This window comes from Streptomyces beigongshangae, assembly GCF_019710745.1.
In the GTDB taxonomy this organism is placed as follows: domain Bacteria; phylum Actinomycetota; class Actinomycetes; order Streptomycetales; family Streptomycetaceae; genus Streptomyces; species Streptomyces beigongshangae.
Genome location: NZ_JAHKJW010000016.1, coordinates 102,822 through 126,089, shown reverse-complemented (window position 1 = coordinate 126,089; position 23,268 = coordinate 102,822). Strand labels below are relative to the sequence as shown.

Annotated in this window: 16 protein-coding genes; 8 read left to right on the top strand and 8 right to left on the bottom strand. The window is 72.2% G+C overall.

Annotation, left to right across the window (positions count from 1 at the left end; translation table 11 throughout):
* Positions 1-38: 38 nt before the first annotated feature.
* From KM933_RS15055 to KM933_RS40270, 4 genes are all read left to right on the top strand, one after another.
* Positions 39-611: a hypothetical protein gene (locus tag KM933_RS15055; protein WP_221352300.1), complete on the top strand. Its 573-nt coding sequence runs from the start codon at positions 39-41 to the stop codon at positions 609-611.
* A 399-nt stretch (positions 612-1,010) separates the two neighbouring features.
* Positions 1,011-4,247, top strand: coding sequence for an nSTAND1 domain-containing NTPase (locus KM933_RS15050; RefSeq protein ID WP_221352298.1), 3,237 nt, complete (start codon positions 1,011-1,013; stop codon positions 4,245-4,247).
* A 215-nt stretch (positions 4,248-4,462) separates the two neighbouring features.
* Positions 4,463-5,077, top strand: coding sequence for an RICIN domain-containing protein (locus tag KM933_RS15045; protein WP_221352296.1), 615 nt, complete (start codon positions 4,463-4,465; stop codon positions 5,075-5,077).
* Positions 5,078-5,341: 264 nt separating this feature from the next.
* The gene (locus tag KM933_RS40270; RefSeq protein WP_308013400.1) at positions 5,342-7,825 is read left to right on the top strand and encodes a tetratricopeptide repeat protein; all 2,484 of its coding nucleotides are present in this window, start codon (positions 5,342-5,344) and stop codon (positions 7,823-7,825) included.
* A 183-nt stretch (positions 7,826-8,008) separates the two neighbouring features.
* On the opposite strand, the gene KM933_RS15035 is transcribed toward KM933_RS40270, so the two are convergent.
* Positions 8,009-8,527, bottom strand: a complete 519-nt coding sequence (locus tag KM933_RS15035; RefSeq protein WP_221352294.1) for a DUF2165 domain-containing protein — start codon at positions 8,525-8,527, stop codon at positions 8,009-8,011.
* A gap of 149 nt (positions 8,528-8,676) precedes the next feature.
* On the bottom strand, positions 8,677-9,516 hold the full coding sequence (locus tag KM933_RS15030; RefSeq protein ID WP_221352292.1) for a hypothetical protein: 840 nt from the start codon (positions 9,514-9,516) through the stop codon (positions 8,677-8,679).
* Positions 9,517-9,607: 91 nt separating this feature from the next.
* Between KM933_RS15030 and KM933_RS15025 the strand changes: the two genes are divergently transcribed.
* On the top strand, positions 9,608-10,393 hold the full coding sequence (locus KM933_RS15025) for an SDR family oxidoreductase (RefSeq protein ID WP_221352290.1): 786 nt from the start codon (positions 9,608-9,610) through the stop codon (positions 10,391-10,393).
* Between the two features lie 152 nt (positions 10,394-10,545).
* Positions 10,546-12,111, top strand: coding sequence for a sodium:solute symporter family protein (locus KM933_RS15020; protein ID WP_221352288.1), 1,566 nt, complete (start codon positions 10,546-10,548; stop codon positions 12,109-12,111).
* Between the two features lie 197 nt (positions 12,112-12,308).
* On the opposite strand, the gene KM933_RS15015 is transcribed toward KM933_RS15020, so the two are convergent.
* From KM933_RS15015 to KM933_RS15000, 4 genes are all read right to left on the bottom strand, one after another.
* Positions 12,309-13,478 carry an ADP-ribosylglycohydrolase family protein gene (locus KM933_RS15015; protein WP_221352286.1) on the bottom strand — a complete coding sequence of 390 codons (1,170 nt, stop codon included), beginning with the start codon at positions 13,476-13,478 and terminating at the stop codon, positions 12,309-12,311.
* Between the two features lie 295 nt (positions 13,479-13,773).
* Positions 13,774-13,974, bottom strand: a complete 201-nt coding sequence (locus KM933_RS15010; RefSeq protein ID WP_221352284.1) for a DUF397 domain-containing protein — start codon at positions 13,972-13,974, stop codon at positions 13,774-13,776.
* Positions 13,975-14,215: 241 nt separating this feature from the next.
* Positions 14,216-15,073 (bottom strand): helix-turn-helix domain-containing protein, encoded by an 858-nt coding sequence (locus tag KM933_RS15005; protein WP_221352282.1) that lies wholly within the window; start codon positions 15,071-15,073, stop codon positions 14,216-14,218.
* A gap of 519 nt (positions 15,074-15,592) precedes the next feature.
* Complete coding sequence (locus KM933_RS15000) at positions 15,593-16,351, bottom strand: GOLPH3/VPS74 family protein (protein WP_221352280.1); 759 nt, start codon at positions 16,349-16,351, stop codon at positions 15,593-15,595.
* Between the two features lie 251 nt (positions 16,352-16,602).
* Between KM933_RS15000 and KM933_RS14995 the strand changes: the two genes are divergently transcribed.
* Positions 16,603-19,203: a D-alanyl-D-alanine carboxypeptidase gene (locus tag KM933_RS14995; RefSeq protein ID WP_221352278.1), complete on the top strand. Its 2,601-nt coding sequence runs from the start codon at positions 16,603-16,605 to the stop codon at positions 19,201-19,203.
* A gap of 242 nt (positions 19,204-19,445) precedes the next feature.
* Positions 19,446-21,404: an MFS transporter gene (locus KM933_RS14990; protein WP_221352276.1), complete on the top strand. Its 1,959-nt coding sequence runs from the start codon at positions 19,446-19,448 to the stop codon at positions 21,402-21,404.
* Between the two features lie 204 nt (positions 21,405-21,608).
* Here the strand turns inward: KM933_RS14990 and KM933_RS14985 are convergent, their stop codons facing one another.
* Positions 21,609-22,142, bottom strand: coding sequence for a glutathione peroxidase (locus KM933_RS14985; protein WP_221352274.1), 534 nt, complete (start codon positions 22,140-22,142; stop codon positions 21,609-21,611).
* Positions 22,132-23,217 (bottom strand): ArsR family transcriptional regulator, encoded by a 1,086-nt coding sequence (locus KM933_RS14980; RefSeq protein WP_221352272.1) that lies wholly within the window; start codon positions 23,215-23,217, stop codon positions 22,132-22,134. The genes KM933_RS14985 and KM933_RS14980 overlap by 11 nt, the downstream gene beginning before the upstream one ends.
* Positions 23,218-23,268: the final 51 nt, after the last annotated feature.

Here is a 23,268-nt window from a genome sequence, read left to right as displayed (position 1 = left end):
CGTGCTTCCGGCGGGGTGAGTCAGAGCTGAGGAGATGCGTGCCCGTGCCTGCCCGACGGCTTCCCTCGTGGGCCTGGGTCACCGGTCTGACCACGGTCGCTCTGGTGCTGGTGGCCGTGCTGGCCGTCAAGGCCGACAAGGGGCCCCAGCCGACCGCGTCGGCGAGCCCGAAGCCGTCCGCCTCCGCGAGCGCCAAGCCCTCCGCCGCCCCCGACGAGTCCGCGCCGGTCGCCGTACCGGACGGTTCCGGCACCGGCCGGCGCATCGTCTACTCCCTCGCGCAGCGCCGTGTGTGGCTGATCGACGCGAGCGACGCGTCCCGGCGCACCTTCGAGGTGTGGCCGGGGACGGTGAGCCCGGCGCCCGGCACCTACACGGTCGGCACCCGGACCGAGGCCGCCACCGGCAGTGACGGCGTGGAGATCGAGAACATCGTCTACTTCGCCGTCACGTCCGGTGTCTACGTGGCCTTCTCCAACGCCGTCGACGGCTCCTCCCCGCCCCCGCCCGAGCCGGGCGCGCAGACGGGCGGAGTCCGCATGAAGGCGGCGGACGGCGACGCGATCTGGAAGTTCGGCACGGCGGGGACGACGGTCAGGGTCGTGAAGTAGCCCGCGCCCCCTCGGCACGGCTCGGCATCGGCACCGGTGCCTGTCCCCGTGTCCGTGCCTGCCCCCATGTCCGCGCCTGCCCCCGCGCCTGCGTTCGCGTCCGCATCGGTCCACACGTGGAGCTTGTCCGGGCCGGCCGCCGACCGCCGACTATCGGCCGCCGGCCGCCGGCCGCCGGCCGCCGGCCGCGGGTCGCTGACCCGTCCTCCGCGGAAGTCCCCCCGACCACACCGACGGCTGCCCCGGCGATGCGCACGGCGGGGACACGAGGTCGCTCGTGCTCCCTTGACCGGAGCAGGCAATCGGCCGAAACGCGCTGCTCAGTGCGTTGTGACGGTTCCCAGGAGCTGTAAGGGTGGCCTTTCGTGTGGTACCGAACGAGTTGTCCATGGGGGGGCGATGGGGCGTCGCGAAGGCGCGCTGGACCCGGCGGCAGGCCCGGTGCAGCGCTTCGCGTTCGAGTTGCGCAAGCTGCGCCAGGAAGCCGGAGGCCCGACTTACCGGGCCATGGCGCAGCGCACGGACTATTCGACCGCCACTTTGTCCAGGGCGGCTGCCGGCGAGCAATTACCGTCCCTGCCCGTTGCGCTGGCCTATGCACGGGCATGTGGCGCAGACGCCGGGGAGTGGGAGCGGCGCTGGCACGCGGCGGCCCGGGAGAGGGCCGCCGAGCCACAGCACGGTGACGGCGAGCGGGCGCCGTACCGGGGTCTGGCCCGGTTCGAACCCGGTGACCGGGAGCTGTTCTTCGGCCGGGAGCGGCTGGTGGCTCAGCTCGCCGAGCGGGTGCGTGCCCACCGGCTGGTCGCGGTCGTCGGGGCCTCGGGCAGCGGCAAGTCCTCCCTCCTGCGCGCAGGACTGATCCCCGTCCTGCGGAAGGAGGACTCCCCGGACCGTCGGCCGGCGGCCATCAGGATCCTCACCCCGGGTCCCCACCCCCTCTCCACTCACGGCGGATCGATGACGGCGAGCCGGGAACCCGGGGACACGGTCGTCGTGGTCGACCAGTTGGAGGAACTCTTCACCCTGTGCGTCGACCCCGCCGAGCGCGCGGCCTTCCTCGACCTGCTGGTGAACGCCGCGGATCCGGAGCGTCGGCTGCGGGTGGTCATCGCGGTACGGGCCGACTTCTTCGGCCGCTGCGCCGAGCACCACACGCTGCCCGCAGTGCTGCGTGACGCCACCCTGCTCGTCGGACCCATGAGCCCGGCCGAACTCCGCCAGGCCGTCGTCAGACCGGCGGCTGCCATGGGACTGATCGTCGAGCGCGAACTGACCGCAAGGATCGTCGAAGAGGCAGGCGGGAAACCGGGCGGCCTGCCCTTGATGTCCCACGCCCTGCTGGAGACCTGGCGTCGCCGCACAGGCCGTACCGTGACCCTGGCCGCCTACCAGGCGGCGGGCGGTATCCAGGGCGCCGTCGCCCGAACCGCGGAAGACCTCTGCACCCGGCTGTCCGCCCACCAGGCCGACTGCGCCCGGAGGATCCTGCTACGCCTGATCAACCCGGGCGAGGGCACCCCGGACACCCGCCGCCCCGCCGCCCGGACCGAACTCGACCCGGCCGACGAACCGGGCGAGGTCGCACTCGTCCTGGACCGGCTGGCCCGTGCCCGCCTGGTCACCCTCCACGAGGACACCGTCGACCTCGCCCACGAGGCGCTGATCACCGGTTGGCCCCGGCTGCGCGACTGGATCGAGCGGGACCGGGAGCGCCTGCGCGTCCACCGGAGACTGACCGAGGCGGCCGAGACATGGGCTGAACTGGGCAGGGATCCGGGTGCGTTGTACCGCGGCAGCCGGCTGACCACGGCCGAGGAACAACTCGAACAGGATGAACTGACCGCGGTGGAGCATGCGTTCCTCACCGCTGCTGTCGCCCTCCGTGACCAGGAGCGGCGCCTGGCAGGACACACGGCCAGGCGGCTGCGCCGACTGCGCGCGGCCCTGTCCGTGGCGGCCGTGCTCACCCTGCTGGCCGCAGTGGTGGCGTGGCAGCGGAACACGGACGGCGAGCGTCGGCTCGCCGAGGCCACGTCCCGCCGGGTCGCGTCGGTCGCCGAGAGCATGCGCTACGCCGACCCGTCGACCGCCATGCGGCTCAGCGTCGCCGCCTGGCGCATCAGCCCCACGCTGCAGGCACGGGCCGCGCTCCTGGGCGCGATGACCCAGCGCGAGCAGGACGTCTTCACCGAACCCGGAGCACGCACCGCCGACCAGCGGATCCTCAGCTCCGACGGCCGCGCCATGGTCACCGTCGGCCTGAGACGCGTACACGTGTGGGACCTGGACGGTCATCGGCTGACCGGTACGGTACGGACCGGGAAGCACGAGGACCTGGTCGACATCTCCCCCGACAGACGACGGGTGCTGCTGTACGGGCCGGCCGGCTGGAAGCTGCGGGACCTGACGTCCGGCGCGTCGGTCCGTCTCTCGGAGGAGCTCTTCGACATCGGGGTCAATTTCGGACCGAATGCCCACACCCTCTCCCTGTGGTCCCAGGACCGGCCGGCCGGACTGTGGGACCTGCGGCGGAACCGCAAACTCTCCCGGGACGAGGCCGAACGAGTCATGCGCTCCGCCGATCACCCGGACGACCGGCACGGCGCGGTGTGCCGGAACTCCGGCGAGCTGGAACTCCTGGACGGCCGCGGCACCCGCCGGTTGCGCGCCGCCGGACGGTGGGCCTCCGTCGTACGCCTGGCCTGCGGCCCGCGTGATCCCGACGTCTACGGGATGCCTCCCTTCGTCCTTCCTCTCCGTCCGGACAGGGACAGCCTGATGATCGTCACGGACACCCGGATACGGACCTGGAACCTGACCACGGGCAGAGAGCTCCCGCCCGTCCCGAGGACCGGAGGCCGCAGAGCGTACGACGTCGCCCCCGGCGGTGAGTTCCTCGTCACCGCGGACGACCGGAACATCTTCGTACGGCGGATCGGCGATCTCGCCGAACCCGTCTACCGGTACCCCCTCAAGGGCCGGAGCGTCGCCGACGTACGTCTGGACCCGGAGCGCAGGGTGATCCGGTACATCGAGCGGCAGTCCGCCTCGGCCTCCGTGGCGCGCACCCTCCATCTCGGGGCCGCCCTGGATCCGGACTGGCGGAACGACGCCCCCGAGCACACCCCACCGGTGTCCCGCCCGGACGAGCTGTACGGCAGCCGGCTGACCTCCGTCGCGGTCGGCCCGGACACCGCCGACCGGGTGGCGACCGGGGACGCGACGGGCTGGGTCACCCTGTGGGACCGGGCGGTCGAGCGACGCGTCAGCATGTTCGCCGGAATCCCCGCCGACGAGGGGGACGGCGGACCCCGGCCCGTCTCCGCCCTGGCCTATTCCCCCGACGGCCGCATCCTGGCCGTCGCGGGCGGCGGCACCGTGCAGCTCTGGGACACCGCGTCGGCCCAGCCCCTCGGAGACGGCCTGCTCACCACGGGAGACACCGTGCGGTCCCTCGCTTTCAGCGGCGACGGGAGAACCCTGACCGTGCGCGGCGCCCACACCCCGCCCCGCACCCACCCCGTCGGCCCCGGCCTCGTGGCCAAGGCCGTGTGCGAGCGCTCCGGCGGGGGCGTGGCGGCCGCCGACTGGCGGACGTACATCCCGGAGGTCCCGTACAGGAAGACGTGCTGAGCCCGGCTCCGAAGATCCCGCGGATCGCTTTGTTTCATGCCCGGGAGACGGCTGTGCAACAACCCCGCACCCGGTGGACTCGTCGTGAGCACCCCTTCGAACGGGTGCTCACGGCGCTTCGGGGATGTCCCGCCGGCGGGCTCCCGGAACACGCGCCGCACACGGCCGCTCCGCAGGGTGCGGAGCCGGTCCCGCTCTCACAGGAAGGAACGTACGTGTCCCGAACCGCCAAGTTCCTCACGGGTGTCATCGCCACAGCCCTGTGCGGGGTGATGAGCCCTGCGTTCGCCTCACCGGCAACCGCCGCGGAGTCCGCCGACCCTTCTGGACCCGGCGCGGTGCAGAAGCTCTCCGCGGCCGAGGTGAAGGCGTTCGAGCAGGAGAACCCCGAGGAGGACGCGCGCCTCAAAGCCGACTCCGTCCGCCGTCACGGTGGAGCGGCCGCCCGGGGAACATACGTGAGGATCCACAACAAGAACAGCAACAAGTGCCTGGCGATCGGCAACAGCAGCCAGGAGAACGGGGCCCACGCCATCCAGTGGAAATGCCTCGACAGCAACGCACAGCTCTGGTACATAGACGGTCACTTCGTCCAGAACGCCGCGAGTGGAAAGTACCTGGCCATAGGTTCCAGCAGTACCGCCAACGGCGCTCACGCGATCCAGTGGGACTACACGGGGAGCAAGGGCCAGCAGTGGACATGGAGCGGCGAGTTCTTCTGGAACAACAACAGCGGCAAGTACCTGGCCATCGGGAGCAGCAGCACCGAGGACGGCGCGCACGCCCTGCAGTGGGAGTACACCGGTAGCGACGGACAACGCTGGTGGTGAGCCGCACCTCGCCCGGGGGGCGGCTGTGATCTGCGGAACCGGAGTGTGACACGGCTTGCGACGCCCAGGAGGCGGCGGGGCCGGGCGGAGCGCTCCGCCCGGCCCCGCCGCGCAAGGCCCGTACCCGCTTCCGCCAGGGTTCTCCGGTAGACCGCTCGTCGTGTCCGGTCGCTCACGGGTGACCCGTCAACCCCTGGGCCTTTCACACCGGGTTGATCCAGACTGGGAGCCGGACGTGGCGCGGAGCGGTGGGGAGGCGGACCGGTGGTGCGGGCGGCAGGGGTGTCGTGGCAGGAGCTGATTCAGCGGGGCAACCGGGCCGGGTTCGTCGGGCGGGACGCCGAGCGGGCCGCGTTCCTGGCGGACCTCGACCTCCCGGCCGGGGACCCCGGGCGGCGCTTCCGCTTCCATGTGCACGGCACCGCCGGGGTCGGGAAGACCTACCTGGTCCAGGAGTTGCGGCACCTCGCACGTGAACGCGGCGCGCTGACGGCGTACGTCGACGAACGTGCCGGGAGCGTGCCGGAGGCGATGGCGGAGGTGTGCCGGCAGTTCGCCGGACAGGGGCGGCGGTTGAAGGAGCTGGAGCGGCGGCTCGCCGTGTACCGGGAGCGGCGGCACGAGGCGGAGGCCGCCGCCCTGGCGGCGCTCGCCCCCGGGCAGGGGACGCCCCCGGACCCCTCGGCCGGCAGCCGGACCGCCGTCGGACTCGGCCTCGCGGCCGCGGAGGCCGTCGTCCCGGGCGCCGGCCTCCTCACGAGCGCCCTCCCCGCCGACCTGTTCGCCCAGGGCGCGGACCGTCTGCGCGCCGGTCTGAGCGCCCGTTTCCGCAACCCCGACGACATCGAACTGGTGATGTCCCCGGAGCGGGTGCTCACCCCCGTCCTGCTGCGTGAACTGCGCACCGCCGCCTCCGCGACCGCGTCCGTCGTCCTGTTCCTCGACGCGTACGAACGGACCGGACCGTTCCTCGACCCGTGGCTGCACGACCTGGTCACATGCCACGAGGCGGACGGCGGACTGCCCGCCTCCGTCGTGGTGGTCACCGCGGGACAGCGTCCCCTGGACACCGCCCGCTGGAGCGGTACGGGCCATGTGGCGGACGTACCGCTCGCGCCGTTCACCGAACCCGAGGCCCGCGGCCTCCTCGCCGCGAAGGGGGTCGTGGCCGAACCGGTCGTCAAGGAGGTGCTGCGCCTCACCGGCGGCCTGCCCGTCCTCGTGTCGACGCTCGCGGAGACCCGCCCCGGCGACCCGGACGACGTGGGCGACCCGAGCGCCACCGCCGTGAAACGGTTCCTGCAGTGGGAGACCGACGACGCCCGCCGCCAGGTCGCCCGGACCTGCGCGCTGCCCCGGCACCTGGACGCGGACGTGTTCCGGGTCCTGGTCGACCACCCGGACGACGCCGGAGCGGACGCGCTGTACGACTGGCTGACCGGGCTGCCGTTCGTCGCGGAGCGCGGGGCACGGGTGCGGTACCACGACGTCGTACGGGCGCCGATGCTGCGCCTGGAGCGGCGCCGGTCCCCGCGGGAGTGGGCCGCGCGGCACCGGCGGCTGGCGGCGGCCTTCGCGCGGTGGCGGGCCGAGGCCGCGGCCGGGCGGGAGGACGAGAACCCGTGGGCGGACGAGGAGTGGCGCGAACTCCTCCTGGAGGAGACCTACCACCTGCTCTGCGCCCGGCCCTCCGCGGCGCTCGGCGCGGCCCTGCACGCCCTGGTCGAGGCATGCCACGAGGACCGCGCCGTCGGCGGCCGCTGGGCGCGGATGCTGCGGGACGCGGGCGAGGCGACGGACAGCCCCGATCTCGCCGAACGGGGCGCACGGCTGGGCGAGGCCCTCGACGACGAGGCGGCCGGGATCGCCGGGGCGATGGACCTGCTCCTGGCCCGCCCCGGCCCGGACGCGGCCGGCCGGGCCCTGGCGCACACCCTGCGCGGCAGGGAACTGCGCCACGCCGGCGAGCACCGGCGGGCCCTGGCGGAGTACGACCGGGCCCTGGAGCTCGATCCCGGACTCGCCCGGGCCCACCACGGCCGCGGTTCCACCCACTACGCGCTGGGCGACCTGCCGGCGGCGCTGGCGGACTTCGACCGGGCGGACGAACTCGCCCCCGGCACCGTGTGGATCATCGCCGGGCGTGCGGAGACCCACCGGCTGGCGGGCCGCTTCGAGGAGGCCGTCGCGGACTTCGACCGCGCCGTCGCCCTCGACCCGGCCGACGCCGGGCCGCTGACCGGCCGCGCCGTGTGCCGGCACGCCCTCGGCCGGTACGACGAGGCGCTCGCCGACTTCGACCGGGCCCTGGCCGTCGACGCGGACCACCTCTGGGCGCTGGTGCGCAGGGCCCGCCTGCACCGCGCCATGGGCGCACCGGACAAGGCGTCCGCCGACTTCGACCGGGCGGTCCGCATCGCACCCGACAGCCCCTGGGTCGCGTCGGAACGGGGGGACGTCCACCGGCTCGACGGCCGTTCCGAGGAGGCCGTCGCCGAGCTGGGCCGGGCCGTCGCCCTGAAACCCGACTACGCCTCGGCCCTCGCGAGCCGAGGCGGAGCCCTGTACGACCTGGGCCGGTACGAGGAGGCGCTGGCCGACCTCGACCGGGCCGTCGAGCTGGTCCCCGACTACTCCTGGGCGCTGCTGACGAGAGCCCGGACGAGACACGCACTGGGCGACACCGCGGGCAGCGCGGAGGACCTGCGCCGGGCCGGGCGGACACCCCCGGACACCACCACCGGCTGACTCCCCGGGCAGCGCACGGCAGCCGAAGCCCCCGTGACATGTGTCCCCCTCCGGTACCCCACCCGAGGGGGACAAGCATGCGACCGCGGCGACAGCGCGGGGTCAACGCGGCACATGACGTACTCGTGACGTACTGACTCGTGACGTAGTGACTCATGACGTACTGGAGGGCGGGGGAAACTCCTAGCCGTCACGGCCCGGGCCGGGTGAACCCCCCTCCCGGTCCACCCCCGGCAGGTGGATCACGATCAGCACCGCCGCGCTCAGCAGGAACACCCGCATCGCCGCGTCCAGTCCGTTCCAGTCCTCCGACTGCCACATCGCGAACCACTCGCCGCCGATGGCGATGAACCCCGCGCCGAAGAGCAGCATCAGCATCAGCAGCCCCACGGTGGAGACCCGCCGGGCCTGGACGTGGTCCCGCCGGAACCACAGGAACGTGCCGAAGATCAGGACGAGCGCGGCCGTCGTCTCCCAGATGATGACCGCCACGTACGCGGCGTTCTGGAGCACCTCGGACTCCACGGCCCGCCACATCAGGTCCTCGTCCTTGAAGGTGGTGTCCATGGCGAGTACGTGCTGGACGAACTGCTGGTTGGTGTCGAAGTCGGTGATGTTCCCGAATGCGACGAGTGCGATGTAGAGCGCGACCGTACCGGTGAGCAGGGCCGCGGTGATCGGTAACGCACGTGCTGCGGTCATGTTCGAGTCCCCCTCGTCGACAGGTGTGTCGGACAACAAACACCTGTCGCCGTGTATGCCGCGCACAGCCCGTGGATTCACCGGGCGATCCGCCGGGCGGCCGGCTGATCCGCCGGAGGGTCGGCTGATCCGCCGGGCGGTCGGCCGATTCACCGCAGCCGGTCGACGTACCGGTCGGTCCCCGGCACCGTCGGGACGAACGGCGCCACCAGCTCCACCCGCCCCGTCCCCGCCCCGGCCACCTGCTCCTCCAGCCCGGTGAACCACTCCTCCCAGCACTCCCGCGGATCCGCCTCCAGGAACCACAGCAACGTGAGCCGCGTGTCGACGCCCTCGACCTGCTTCACGTACGACATCCGGTCGCCGGGCAGCGGGGTCGGCCGGAAGACGGTGACCATGGCGGCCGGGGAGCCCGCGAGGCGCCCGGGGAGGTGGCGGGACCGCAGCCACTCCAGCAACTCGCCCCGCTCCGCGGCGGACCCGGCGTCGACGACCTGCAGCACCAGTCCCGCGTACGGGTGGTCCAGCGCGTGGAAGTCGCGCGGTCCCGCCGCCCCGTCCCGGTACACCGTCGCCTCGTGCTCCTGGAACGCCGTGAAGACGTGCGTACGGTCCTGGAAGACCCGCCCGTCCCTGTTCAGCCGTCTGTTGATGCCCACGGTCCACTTCATGTGGTCGTCGTGGCGGCCGTCCGTGATCCAGTACGTCGAGAGGTAGCAGCCGGCCGTGACCGGCCGGGCGACCGCGGACTTCCCGGGGTAGCGCAGGAGCTGGAGGTCGCGGGTCGCGACCCAGCGCCGGCCGGCGTACATCCAGGGCATCGCCATCGCACCCGCGTAGTAGTGGTCGTCCTCGTACCAGCGGTTGTAGGCGTGCTCGTGGCCCGGGTGCGGCTCCACCATCGTGATCAGGGCATGGCCGGGCCGCACGCCGTACGGGCCGACGGCGGCCAGTTCCGCGTACACCTCGCTGCGCGTGTCATCGGGCATGGTGCGCTCCCTCCCGTTCCCTTCCGTCCTCCTCCGGACGCACTTACTCTGACGGTCCGTCAGATCTGGCGCCAGAGCCGGGAGGCCGCACATGTCGTTGCTCCGGGGCAGGACCGTCGTCGTCTCGGGGGTCGGGGCCGGACTCGGACACCGGGTCGCGGCGGCCGTCGTGCGGGACGGCGGGAACGCCGTGCTCGGCGCGCGCACGGAGGCCAACCTCGCCAAGACCGCCGCGGAACTCGACCCGGGCGGCGCGCACACCGCGTACCGGGCGACGGACATCACCGACGAGGGGCAGTGCGAGGCGCTGGCCGCGCTCGCGGCCGAGCGGTTCGGGCGACTCGACGCGGTCGTCCACGTGGCCGCGTGGGACAGCCACTTCGGCGGTCTGGAGGACGCGGACTTCACCGTCTGGCAGGCCGTGCTCGACGTCAACCTGCTCGGCACGCTGCGGATGACCCGCGCCTGCCTGCCCGCGCTGAAGGAGCGCGGCGGGTCCGTGGTCGTCATCGGGACGCAGTCGTCCGTCGCCGCCCCCTCCCAGGTGCGGCAGGCGGCGTACGCGGCCTCGAAGGGCGCGCTGACCAGCGCGATGTACTCCCTGGCGCGGGAGCTGGGACCGCACCGCATCCGGGTGAACACCGTGCTGCCGGGCTGGATGTGGGGCCCGCCGGTGGAGGCGTACGTGCGGTTCGCCGCACGCACCGAGGGCGTGCCGGAGGCCGAGGTGCTGGAGCGGCTGACCTCCCGGATGGCGCTGCCGGAGCTGGCCACGGACGGGGACGTGGCGGACGCCGCGGCGTTCCTGGCGTCCGACCGGTCCAGGGCGATCACGGGCCAGTCGTTGCTGGTCAACGCGGGGGAGCTGATGCGATAGCAACCTCGTTGCGCAGTTCATGGACATGAATCGAGGTCGAAGAGCTGAACTATTTTACCTCGCCTTGACCGTACGGGATGTTGTCGCAGTCATGCCATCGAACCCACGATGAGCGGGCGCTTCACGACCCTGACGATCCTGGGAGAGGGCATATGAACGGTCTCGACTGGGCCGTGCTCATCGGCTATTTCGGGGTGATGGTCGCGATCGGTGTCTGGTCCCACAAACGGGTCGACAACGTCAGCGACTTCTTCACCGCCGGCGGCAAGATGCCGTGGTGGCTGTCGGGCATCTCGCACCACATGTCCGGCTACAGCGCGGTCATGTTCACGGGTTACGCGGCCATCGCGTACACGTACGGCGTCACGTCCTACGTCACCTGGTCCTTCCCCATCGCCATCGGTATCGCGATCGGCGCGAAGCTGTTCGCGCCCCGGCTCAACCGGGTGCGCTCACGGCTGCACGTGGCCTCGCCGCTGGAGTACCTGAAGAACCGCTACGACCTGCCCACCCAGCAGGCCCTCGCCTGGTCCGGCGTGCTGCTGAAGATCGTGGACGTGGGCGCCAAGTGGGCCGCCATCGCGACCCTCCTGTCCGTCTTCACCGGCGTTTCGCTCAACATGGGCATCCTCATCACCGGCGCCGTGACGGCCGTCTACTGCACGGTCGGCGGGCTCTGGGCGGACGCGCTGACCGAACTGGGCCAGTTCATCATCCAGTTCGTCGCCGGTATCGCGATGCTCATCGCGGTCATGGCCGAGCTGAACGGCTTCAGCACCCTGTGGAGCGTCTGGGACGAACCCGCGCTCGACGGGCACACCAAGCCGCTGGCCGGCCCGTACATGATGGTCTTCCTGATCGCCTACCTCTTCATCAAGACCTTCGAGTACAACGGCGGCATGTGGAACCAGGCCCAGCGCTACATGGCCACGGACTCCGCGAAGTCCGCCACCCGCTCGGGCGCCCTGTCCGCCGCGCTCTGGCTGGTCTGGCCGCTGGTGCTGTTCTTCCCCATGTGGGTCGCGCCGCTGATCATCGAGACCGACGTGCCGGCCGACTCGTACGCGCTGATGGCCGAACAGCTGCTGCCGCACGGCCTGCTGGGCCTGGTCATCGTCGGCTTCTTCTCCCACACCATGGCGATGTGCTCCTCGGACGCCAACGCCATCGCGGCGGTCGTCACCCGCGACATCATGCCCGCGGTCTCGCGCAAGGCCCGCGAATGGGACACCCGGATGGGGCTGCTGGCCGCACGCTGGGCCACGCTGCTCTTCCTCGGCCTGTCGATGGCCATCGCGACCCAGGTCAACTCCGACTTCTTCGGCGACATCATCACCGTCGTCATCAAGTGGGTGGCCGGTCTGATGGGCCCGATCGCGATCCCGCTGATGCTGGGCCTGCTCCCGTGGTTCCGCAGGAGCGGCCCGACGGCGGCGCTGATCAGCTGGGGCATCGGCCTGGTCACCTTCTGGCTGGTCAACTACCCGATCAGCTGGAACGTCGACGGCGGGGTCCCGCTCCAGTACCAGGTGTCCATCCCGCTCGCGGTCTCGCTCGTCCTCTATGTCCTCATCGGCTATGTGAAGCCGGAGGACACCCCGGAACGGGACGCGCTCATCGCGAAGATCAACTCGGACGACGGCGGTTCCGCCGCGGCGGCGGTACCGGCCCCGGCCGGCCCGGCGGACGACGTGGTGGGCACACCGGCCAAGGACTGAACCGGGCGCCGGGCGCCGGGCCCGTACCGTCGCGCGCCGGCGTGGCAGCGGGGTGGCCGCTCCTCGACGAGCGGCCACCCCCACGCGTGCTCGGCGACCGGCATCGGGCGACCGGCGGGGTGGCTGCTGGGCAAACCCGCCGGGCACGTCAGGCCGTCAGCTCGTCAGCTCGTCAAGCCCGTCAGCCCGTCAGCCCGTCAGGTCTGGGCGGTCAGCCCCGCAGGGACCGGCGTCCCGCCCGACAGCGCCGCGTACCCCCGCGGGTAGCGGGCGAGCCAGCCGGGGGAGGAGCCCGCCGGGCCGTGCAGGGCCGGTCCCTGGGTCATCTCCATCGCGAAGTCGTCCGCGAGGACGAGCATGGTGGGGCGGCCCTCCAGCTCGGCCAGCCAGGACGGCGGAAGGGCCGTCTCGCCGTGCAGGGCGCCGAGCAGCGCGCCGGTGAGCGCGCCGGCGGCCCCCGACGCGCCGCCGTGGTTCACCGACAGGCACAGCCCGTGGCGGGTGTCCTCGCCGACCAGCGCGCAGTACACCGCCACCGAGAGCAGCCCCTCGGCCGTGCCGTCCCCGGCCAGGTCCTCGACCCGCGACGGGGTCGGCATGCCCTGCCGTACGGCCCCCAGCGCCCGCTGCAGCGCCTCGGCGACGGGCTGCTGCCCCGGCCTCGCGGCCAGCAGCTGCAACGCCCGCTGGACGGCGGTGTCGAGACTCTCCCCGCGCGCGAGACCGTGCACGATGACGGCGTACGCCCCCGCCGACAGGTACGCCAGGGGGTGGCCGTGCGTCTGCGCCGCGCACTCCACGGCGAGCTGCATGACGAGCTGGGGCTCCCAGCCGACCAGCAGCCCGAACGGGGCGGAGCGGGCCGCGGCCTCCACGCCCCGCTCGTCGGGGTTCTTGGGCGCGTCCAGGGTGCCCATGGTCTCGTCGCCGAGTCCCAGCAGGCAGGCGCGCGGGGGCTCACGGCGCGCGTACAGCCACTCCTCGCGGGCCAGCCAGCCGTCCTCCTTGCGCCGCTCGTCGGGGCCCCAGTCGCGCTGGGTGGCGGCCCACCGCAGATACGCCCGGTGCAGGTCCGTCGGCGGGTGCCAGGCACCGGTGTCCCGGCGCACCTGGGCCCGGATCAGCCCGTCGAGCGAGAACAGGGTCAGCTGGGTGAGGTGCGAGACGGCTCCGCGCCTGCCGAACCCGTGGGCCAGATCCGTGAGCCCCCCGGCGCCGTGCGCGGCACGGATCCGGTCCATGGAGAGGCCGTCGACGGGCGAACCGAGCGTGTCGCCCACCGCCGCGCCGAGGAGCGTGCCGCGCACCCGGCTGCGGAAGTCCTGCTGTTCGGCACGGCCCCAGACGGCACCGGCTGTCGCACCCACCGAGGCCTCCTGAGATCCCGATCCGAATCCGTACGTACGGCCGACACGGCAGCACTGTAATCGAACGGGGACGTTCGGTTGAGGGCCGGAACGATATGCGGTCGGTATGCGGTCGTCGGTATGTGGTCGGTATGTGATCGGTGTGCGGTTGGTGTGCGACCGGTGGGAAGACTGATCATTTTTACGCGGAAAGGGCCGAGCCCCCTCGGCCGGGACGGCGGGCCAGTCGAGAGGGCTCGTTCATGGTGCGTATGCGGTTGTCGCTGGAACGTACCGCGCGAGGCGTCCGTCGTCGTCAGACGGTGCCCCGGCTCACTTCTGTCACGAAGGCGCTCCAGGACTCCGCCGGGAAGGCCAGGGCGGGGCCTTCGGCGACCTTGGAGTCGCGGACGGCCATCGCCGCCGGGACGGGGGACCTGACCTCGACGCACGCGCCGTTCCCCTGGGAGTACGAAGACTTCGTCCACGTGTCCGTGGCACCTTGTTTGATCGTCATGTTCGCTCCGGTAGCCGGTTGTCTGAACTGATGTCACCGAGTTGCGGGTTCTTTCCGGAACCCGCGGTTCGGATTGCGCCAAGGTTGTTGCCCCTTGGCGTGATCGACGCTACTCGCCAACATCGGCTTACGAAGCGACTATTCACTCGACCGGATGACATATGCCAGTCGAGTCTTCCGCCGCAATAGGCAGAGGGTGTATCGTCCGCCGCTCTCTTGTCGGAACCGACCTCGCGTCACCTCAGTACGCGTAGTCCTTGGCGACGTCCGCGATGAACTCGCGGGACTGGTCCGCGTTGAGGGCCTGTGCCCGCAGGTGCTCGTACATCACACTGTATTTCTGGACGTCGTTCGCCTTCTCCAGGTAGAGGTCGCTGGTGACGCCCTCGATGTAGACCACGCTGGAGTCGGCCGCGTCCGGGAACTCCAGGATCGCGTACTGGCCGCTCACCCCCGGATGGGCGCCCATCGCGAACGGGATGACCTGAACCGTCACGTGCGGCACGTGGGACATCTCGACGAGGTGCTCCAACTGCTCGATCATCACCTGCTTGTTGCCGACGGTCCGGCGCAGGGCCGCCTCGTCGAGGACGGTCCACAGCCGCAGCGGGTTCTCCGGGTCGGAGATACGTTCCTGTCGGCGCAGCCGCACCTGTACGCGCTTGTCGACGTCACCGGTCGCCGCCTCCGGGAGCGCGCCCTGGATCAGGGCCTCCGCGTACGGACGGGTCTGCAGGAGGCCCGGCACGACCAGCGGGTCGTACACGCGCAGGCTCGCCGCGTCGGTCTCCAGACCGATGTAGACGCTGTACGGGATGTCGCCGAAGGAATGCCACCAGCCCTGCTGGCGCGAGTCCTTGGCCATCTGCATCAGCGAATCGACGATCCGGACGTCCTCGACCTCGTACACCCCGCACAGGTCGCGGACGTCGCGCTGGCTGATGCTGCGCCGCCCGTTCTCCAGGCGGCTGATCTTCGACTGCGAGACGAGCAGCCGCTCGGCCACCTCCTCGGCCGTCATGCCCTTGAGCTCCCGGAGCCGGCGCAGCTCCTGGCCCAGCCGGCGACGCCTGACGGTGGGATTGACGTTGGACGCCACGGGACGTGCACCTCCGGCTGCGGACTGCCTGTACTTTGCGTATCTGCTGCTGAGCAGATTGCCACCAAGGCACTTGCCACCGCTGGGAAACAGCGGATAAGCAGCGCGTACGCGCCACTTGCCGCCCACTTGCCGCCACCTCCCGCCACGGGTCGCCACATCGCGCCACCTGGCGGGCCGGCCGGGGACGGGTGACGATGGGTCCGGCGGCGAACGGTCAGGTGCGGGACGGCGGTGGTCCGAGTGGGCACGGACATCCGACCAGGCCAGGTATGCGGACATGGGCGTGAGCATGGGCATGGACGCAGGCACGGGCATGCGGCTGCGCGGGGCGGCGGACCGTCTCGTCGTCCGGACGTACGGTCCGCCGCCCCGCGCGGCCCAGCGGCTCCCGAACCGGGTCTTGGGGACTGCGGTGCGGCGCTGATCGTGCGTGACGCGCGAGGCGTGGTGCACGGTGGGTGCTGCGGAGTTGCTACGGGTCCTGCTGTGTTGCGGTGGGTGCCGTGGACCGGTGACTCAGTGGGCCACGGCGCGCGCCATCGAACCGTGGCGCGGTTGCATCGGAACGCCCCTGGCAGGCTCCGGTGCGGGTCCGGCTCCGGGCCCGGCCTGACGGCCGGTCTGTGGTGCCGGGCTGCGGCGCGGCTGTGCTGCCACACCGTTCTGGACGTCCATCACGGCGTGCGCCACGAGTCCGCCCATGGGGTCGTGCCTGATCAGATCCCGGAGACGGGAGCGCGACGAACGCCCTTCGTTCCCCGGGTAGAGGTGCTTGCCCAGGCCCACGGCGTGCGCCAGTGCGGCCAGGGCGGCGGTCCGCGGGTCCGGCGGGACGCCGGTGCGGATCGCACTGTCCAGCCGGGCCCTGATCTCCCGGCTGATCTCCGTGTCCGTCGCCTGGTAGCGAGTCGTCGGAAGCACCCCGCACATCTGGCCCGCCACGGCATGAACCATGCCGCATCGCTCCAGATGCGAGAGATATGTCTGGCGCAACCCCAGCCGGGGCCCGCCGATCCAGTTCACAGCGCGTACTGGAGCACCCCGCCTGCGGAGTAGTTCCAGCGCACAGTCCAAGGTCGGATCTCCGGTCGGCCGTGGTGCCACCACGGCGATACGATCCCCGTCTGGGGCTATCCGTCCGGCCAGCGCCAGCTCTACTAGCTGTGCTCCGGCCAGGCCGAGGTCGAGCGACTGCGGCTGTGCGGTGGTACCCGTGGTCGGGTCCAGCGCCAGCAGCAGAAGCTCCTCCGGAAGTGTTCTGCGGCTCCTGCCCATCCATGCCTCCCCGCGTGGATGAGTGACAGGGTGACCCCTCTCACATTGGTCTGTCGAGAGCACGTGACCGGTTCGTAGTGGAACCAGTAGATATGTCGTTCTCGTCTACCGCAGGGGTCAACCCCTCACACAGGACACTGGTAGATGGTTCGGACACGGGGTGTCCGGGCCGCGTGTGCACTGTTTTCGGGTTCTTTTCTGGTTCATGGTTCGGTTGGGCGCACGGTGTGTGGCGCACGGAGGAGGCATCGGTGGCGGGCGAGTCCCCCGACAGGTCGAAGCAGCACGAGTCGTCGGCGGAACCGACGTCGGGGAGCAGGGCTCCGGTTCCGGATCCGCGACTGGCGGTCGCCCGGGAGGCCGTGACGGCGGCCGCCCGGGTGGACACGGCGACGGCGGTCTTCTCCACGGGCCGCTCCGCGGGTCCGGCGGAGTCCGAGGGGCTCGGGAAAACGGCCGGTTCCGTCGGTTCCGTCGGTTCCGCCGAAGGTGCGGCGGGGTCCGAGGTGGCCGCCGAGCCGGCCGGTTCCGTGGAGTCGGCGGAATCCGCCGGGGCGGAGGGGGCGGCCGCCGGGGATTTCCCGAGGAGTGACGGTTCCGCGGAGCCGGAGAGTGCCGCCGGGGGCGCCGAGAAGGGCGCCGGGCGCGGCGCCGCGCGCCTCCGGGGCACGGCGGCGGCTCCGGCCGCCACGGCGGACGAGGAGGCGCCTGAGGGGGCTTCTGCGGGCGCGGACGAGGACGCGGCCCCGAAGCGGGCTCCGAAGTCGGAGGCGGAAGCTGCGGGTGCGGGTGCGGGTGCGGATGCCGGTTCGGACGCGGCCGGGGGCACCTCCGGGTCGGACGCCGGCACGGACGCCGATGTCGATGCCGACGCCGGTACGGACGTGGAGACGGATGCAGCTGCGCATTCGGACTCGGAGCCCGAGCCCGAGGACGCCGCACCCGGCGCCGACGCAGATGCCGACAGCAGCGCCGGGCGGAAGCCCGAGCCGGCATCCGCGGAGGCGGTGGAGGACGAGCCGCGGGACGCGGCTCCGGCGGACGCGTCCCCCGAGGACGCCGTCCCGGAGGCGGACACCACCTCGGACGCCGGCACCCGGCCCAAGCCCTCCGTCGACCAGGCCACCGCCATCTTCAAGCGGCCGCCCGTCGTGGACCAGCCCACGGCCATGCTCAAGCTGGGCGACGCCAAGCCCGCTGCCGAGGACGGCAAGGACTCCGGGCCGGCCGAGAACCTCGCGACCGACAAGGGCGACGCCGCAAAGCCCGGTGTCACGAAGCCCGGTGGCGCGGCGGTCGTCGAACCCGCTGCCGAAACCACGGTCCAGCCCGCTGCCGAACCCGAGCCCGAATCCAAGCCCGGAGCCGAATCCGGGCCCGAGCCCGAATCCAAGCCCGGGCCCGGGCCCGAGCCCGAGGTCGAGCGCACCAGCAGGTTCGTGGCGCTCAAGCCGCTCGACGAACCCGCCCCGCCCAAGGCGAAGCCCGCCGTGCCGCCCGCCTCCGAGACCGCCGTCGTACCGCAGATCGGTCCCGAGCGGACGACCCAGCAGCCCCTCCCGCCGCGGCCCCCGCTGGACCTCCTCGCGGAGCTGACGAACACACCGCCGCCCCGCCAGACCCCGGTCCGCACGCTCGTGCGCCGGGTCAAGATCTGGACTCCGCTGGTCCTCCTGCTGATCGTGGTGTTTGCAGTCGTGCAGGCCGTACGCCCGCTGCCGGCCCCCACCCTCGCGCTGACGGCCGACGGGACGTACGCCTTCGAGGGCGACAAGGCATCCCTGCCGTGGCCCGACGAGGGCCAGGGCTGGATGGACGTCAACGGCATCGGCACGGTCGACTCGTTCGGGGAGCAGAAGCCCGTCGCGATCGGCTCGGTGGCCAAGGCCATGACGGCGTACGTGATCCTCAAGGAACACCCGATGAAGGCCGGCGAGGACGGCGCGAAGATCGAGGTCGACGCGAAGGCGGAGAAGGAGGGCGGCTACGACGCGCAGGGCGAGTCGACGCTCAACACCATCAAGAAGGGCGACACCCTCACCCAGAAGGACGCCATCGCGGCCATCATGATCCCCTCCGCGAACAACGTCGCCCGGCTGCTGGCCCGTTGGGACGCGAACGGTTCCGAGGCGGAGTTCGTCGACAAGATGAACGCCGCCGCCGAGGACCTCGGGATGAAGGACACGAAGTACACCGACCCCTCGGGGCTGAAGGAGACCACGGTCTCCACCGCCGAGGACCAGGTGAAGCTCGGCAACGAACTCGTGCGGATCCAGGCCCTGGTCGACATCACCAAGCTGCCGAGCTGGGTGGACCCGTCCGGCAAGAAGTGGGACAACTACAACCGCCTCGTGCCGTACAACAACGCCATCGGCATCAAGACCGGCTCCACCACCAAGGCCGGCGGCAACCTCCTGTTCGCCGCCACCCAGGAGGTCGGCGGCGAGAACGTCATCGTCGTCGGCGCGGTCCTCGGCCAGCACACGCCGCCGATCATCGACACGGTCAACGCGGTCAGCAAGACGGCGATGATCGCCGCCCAGGAGGCGCTGACCTCGCGGAAGATCCTGAAGAAGGGTGACGTCGTGGGGTACGTGGACGACGGGCTCGGCGGCCGGACGCCGGTCGTCGCCACCAAGGACGTCTCCGCGGTGGGCTGGGCCGGGCAGACGGTGAAGCTGCAGCTGGACGAGGGCGGCAAGACCGTTCCGCACGAGGCGGGGGCGGGAACCGTGGTCGGCTCGCTGAGTGTCGGGGACGGTACGGAGGGCGACGCGGTCGAGGTTCCGGTCGCGCTGCGGTCGGACCTCGCCGAACCGGGACTCGGCGCCAAGCTGACCCGGGTGAGCTGACCAGGGTGGGTCGCCCCGGGTGAGCCCGCCCGGGGCGACTGATCCGGACGGGCTCACCCGGGCGGATCGACGGGGGCGTACGCCCCGGGCGACGACCGCGCCCTCTCGCACCCCGCCGGCGGAGCACCACCCAGGAGCTCTCCGGCGGGGTGCGTGCTAGCGTCGCCGGGATGGCGCAGGTCGCCCGCCGCGGGGCCCGGCCGAGACCGAGAGTGGAACAACGGGACACAGGAGTCCAGCACGTGGCGACAGCGGAGCCGACCCACGCCGACGACGCCGAGCCGGACCGAGAGGCCGGCCCGCGAATACGGGTGCGTACCCGGTACGACGACAGGCCGGGCCCCACGGCGGGGTCCTCCGACCCGGCCACGCCCCCCGGCCCCGCGCAACCGGCCGGCACCGACACGGGCACCGGTTCCAGCACCGGCACCGGCACCGGTATCGGCTCCGGCGGGGACGGCGACACCCGCCTCCGCCGCTTCGTCCGCCACCCCGCGGTCCTCACCACGGCGCTCGCCGGCGTGCTCCACATCATCTGGTTCTTCACGTTCGCGAACAGCGGGGGCGACCTCGCGGCGCAGGACGCGTGGGCCGAGTTCGTGGGACGGAACCCGGGCTCGGCGTACAACCTGGCCTGGTACGGCGGCATGCACCCGGTGTCGTACAGCGTGGTGTCCCCGTACCTGATGGCCGTGCTCGGCGTGCGGACCACGATGATGATCGCGGGGACGATCAGCGCCGGGCTGCTCACGCTGGTGCTGATGCGCAGCAGGGGAGCCGTACGGAACCCCTTGTGGCCGGCCCTCGCCGGTGTCTTCGCGCTCCTGTGCAACGCCGCCTCGGGCCGGGTGACCTTCGGCCTCGGCATGGTCTTCGCGCTCGGCGCGACCGCCGTGGTCTTCTGCTGGCCGTACCGCTGGCGCTACAAGCGCTGGGCCAAGGCCCTGTGCGCCGCCCCGCTGGCCGCGGCCGCGACCGCCGCGTCCCCGGTGGCCGGTCTCTTCGTCGGCTTCGTCGCCGTGGCGCTGTTCCTGCAGAAACGCCGCCCCGGCGCATGGGCGCTGGGTCTCGCGCCCGCCGCCGTGGTGGGCGTCTCGGCGCTGATGTTCCCCTTCTCCGGTACGCAGCCGATGCTGTTCGGCTCGGTCGTGCTGCCCTTCGCGTACGCGGTGCTCGTCTTCCTCCTGGTCCCCAAGGAGTGGAAGACGGTCCGGATCACGTCGGCGGTGTACGGCCTGGCCGTCCTCCTCGTCTGGCTGATCAGCTCGCAGATCGGCTCCAACATCAGCCGTCTGCCGATGCTGTTCGCGGGGGTCGCGCTGATCGCCGCGCTGCCCTGGACGGTGCCGCGTTCGCGCAAGTGGTACGCGATCGTCGTGGCCTTCGCCGGAATGAACGCCTGGATCGGCTTCAAGGCCGTGGACGACGTCGTGCACACGACCCCCGAGGCGTCCTGGGCCCGCGAGCTGGCCCCCCTCGTCAACCAGCTCCAGGAGGCCGGCGCCGAGAAGGGCCGCGTCGAGGTCGTACCGGCCCGCTCCCACCGGGAGGCGTCGGCCCTCGCCCCGTACGTCAACCTCGCCCGCGGCTGGAACCGCCAGGCGGACATGGAGCGCAACCCCCTCTTCTACGACGACACCCTCAACTCCGCGAACTACCACGAGTGGCTCAAGCGCTGGGCCGTCCACTACGTCGTCCTGCCCAAGGGCGAGCCCGACGGCGACGGGGGCGAGCGCGAGCGCGAACTGGTCCAGCGCGGGATGCCGTACCTGAAGCAGGTCTGGGGCGACGCCAACTGGCAGCTCTTCGAGGTCACCGACCCCACGCCGATGGCCGACCCGCCCGCCGTCGTCGAGCGCGCGGAGCAGAACGGGATGACGCTGCGGGTGAAGCAGGCGGGCCGGGTGCTGATCCGGATCCCGTACTCGCCGTGGCTCGGCCTCGTCGACGCGGAGGGCAAGAGCCTGAAGCCGCCGCAGGAGACCGAGGAGTCCAAGCGGCGGGAGGACGGGGAACCGAAGACGTACGACAATGTCAACGGCTGCCTGATGGTGACGGAGAAGGACGCCCAGGGCGACGAGTGGACGGAACTCCTGGCCCCGCGCCCCGGCACGTACCGCCTGGCGGCGCCCTACCAGCTGCCCCGGGGCACCGGGTGCCCCGAGGAACTGCGCGAGGAGGCCCGGGGGAGCGGGGGGTAGGCGCCCGGGGCCGCCTGGTCGCGGGGCCCGGGGCCACCGGACCGCTGGGCCACCCGGCGGCCGGCCACAGGGCTCGCGGGCGACGGGCCACCCGGCGGCCGTTCACCGGGCTACCGGCCGCCGAGTCATCGGGCCCACCGGGCCATTGGGTGGTCGGCCCGTCGGCCCGTCGGCCCGTCGAACCGCCAGACCGCCGGTGCGGACTCAGCCGAGGTGCGCCTCGATCGCCGACACCACCTCGGCCGAATCCGGCTCGGTCTGCGGCGAGAAGCGCGCGACCACCGCACCGTCCCGGCCGATCAGGAACTTCTCGAAGTTCCAGCGGATGTCGCCGCTGTGCCCCTCGCCGTCCGCGAAGCCGGTGAGCCGCTCGTACAGGGCGTGCCGTCCGTCCCCGTTCACATCGACCTTCTCGGTCATCGGGAAGGTCACGCCGTACGTCGCCGAGCAGAACTCCGCGATCTCCTCGGACGAGCCGGGCTCCTGGCCCATGAACTGGTTGCAGGGCACCCCGAGCACGGTGAAGCCGCGCGCCGCGTACCGCTCGTGCAGCCGCTCCAGACCGGCGTACTGGGGAGTGAGCCCGCACTTGGACGCCACGTTGACGACGAGCACGGCCCGGCCCGCGTACTGGCCGAGATCCGCGGAGCCGCCCTGCAGCGCATCGATGTCGACGTCGAGAACGGAGGCGCCGGGGGTGCCGGAGGCGCCGGGGGTGCCGGTGTTGTCAGTAGTCATGACCGGATGCTAACTCCGGCCCGCCGACACGGGGACGGCCGCCGGCCGGGGGACGGCCACCCGCACGGGTGACGACCGCTGGTGCCCGGCGACCACCCTGCGCCTCGACAAGGGCCTCGCCCGCGGCCGTCCGGTAGTAGAGGACCGACCGCCCCGACCGCCGCCGCCGTACCAGCCGGGCGTCGAGCAGCACCTTCAGATGGCGGCCGACCGAACCGAGCCCCTGCCCGGTGACGGCGACCAACTGGCTCGTGCTCATGGGGGAGCCGAGGAGGACGAGCACGCCGGCCCGCGCGCGACCGAGCAGCCGGGCAAGACTTTCGGGAACGGCCGACGGGGCCGCGGCCCGCGGTCCCACCTCCGCCAGCACGCCCGAGCACGGATAGACCACCGCGTACCGGTCCGGCTCGTCCCACGACACCCACCCCCGCCGCGGCGTCACCGGCACGAAGAGGATCCGGGCGCCCGATATCTCGCGGGGCGGATACTCGTGCAGGTTGACCTGCAGCCGGTTCCCGCCGAGCCAGCGCATGCCGGGCCGCATCGCACCGAGCGCGGCGGCCCAGCCCTCCTGGCTCAGCCGGGCGGTACGGGCCACGACGTCCGCCTCCAGCACCCGGCGGCGACGGGCCCAGTCGGGGCGTACGGCCTCGGTCCAGACGTGGGTGAGCAGGTCGGCGGCGCGCCCGGGAAGGTCGTCGCGGTCCCGCAGGACGGCGGGGAGCGGACCGCGCAGGGCGACGGCGAGGTGGGCGCGGGCGGCGTCGGGCGGGGTCTCGCGCACCCGCGCGACCTCCGTGGCGAAGTCCTCCTCGCCCTCGCCGCGCGGGGTGGGCGTGAGGAAGTCGGCGATCCACTCGGGGCCGAGTCCGGCCCGTACCAGCGCGGCGGTGACGGGATCCTCCACCAGCCGCCGTGCGTAGCCCGGCAGCTGGGCGGCGAGCCAGGCCCGTTCACCGGGGTGCGCGGCCGTTCCGACGTGCAGGGTCTTCAGACAGGCGAAGGTCTCGGCGATCGGCGAGACCACGAAGCGGCTGCCGGCGAGGGTGTCGGCACTGACCTGCCACCAGCCCACTTCCGCCCTCCCCTCCCCGTCCTTCCTTCTCCGCCCCCCTGTCGCGACGGT

What these genes read in the sequence shown, in the direction of transcription:
- KM933_RS15050 (WP_221352298.1), top strand. Translation starts at nt 1,011, where the DNA reads ATGGGGCGTCGCGAAGGCGCGCTGGACCCGGCGGCAGGCCCGGTGCAG.
- KM933_RS15035 (WP_221352294.1), bottom strand. Translation starts at nt 8,527, where the DNA reads ATGACCGCAGCACGTGCGTTACCGATCACCGCGGCCCTGCTCACCGGT.
- KM933_RS15030 (WP_221352292.1), bottom strand. Translation starts at nt 9,516, where the DNA reads ATGCCCGATGACACGCGCAGCGAGGTGTACGCGGAACTGGCCGCCGTC.
- KM933_RS15025 (WP_221352290.1), top strand. Translation starts at nt 9,608, where the DNA reads ATGTCGTTGCTCCGGGGCAGGACCGTCGTCGTCTCGGGGGTCGGGGCC.
- KM933_RS15020 (WP_221352288.1), top strand. Translation starts at nt 10,546, where the DNA reads ATGAACGGTCTCGACTGGGCCGTGCTCATCGGCTATTTCGGGGTGATG.
- KM933_RS15010 (WP_221352284.1), bottom strand. Translation starts at nt 13,974, where the DNA reads ATGACGATCAAACAAGGTGCCACGGACACGTGGACGAAGTCTTCGTAC.
- KM933_RS15000 (WP_221352280.1), bottom strand. Translation starts at nt 16,351, where the DNA reads ATGGGCAGGAGCCGCAGAACACTTCCGGAGGAGCTTCTGCTGCTGGCG.
- KM933_RS14985 (WP_221352274.1), bottom strand. Translation starts at nt 22,142, where the DNA reads ATGACTACTGACAACACCGGCACCCCCGGCGCCTCCGGCACCCCCGGC.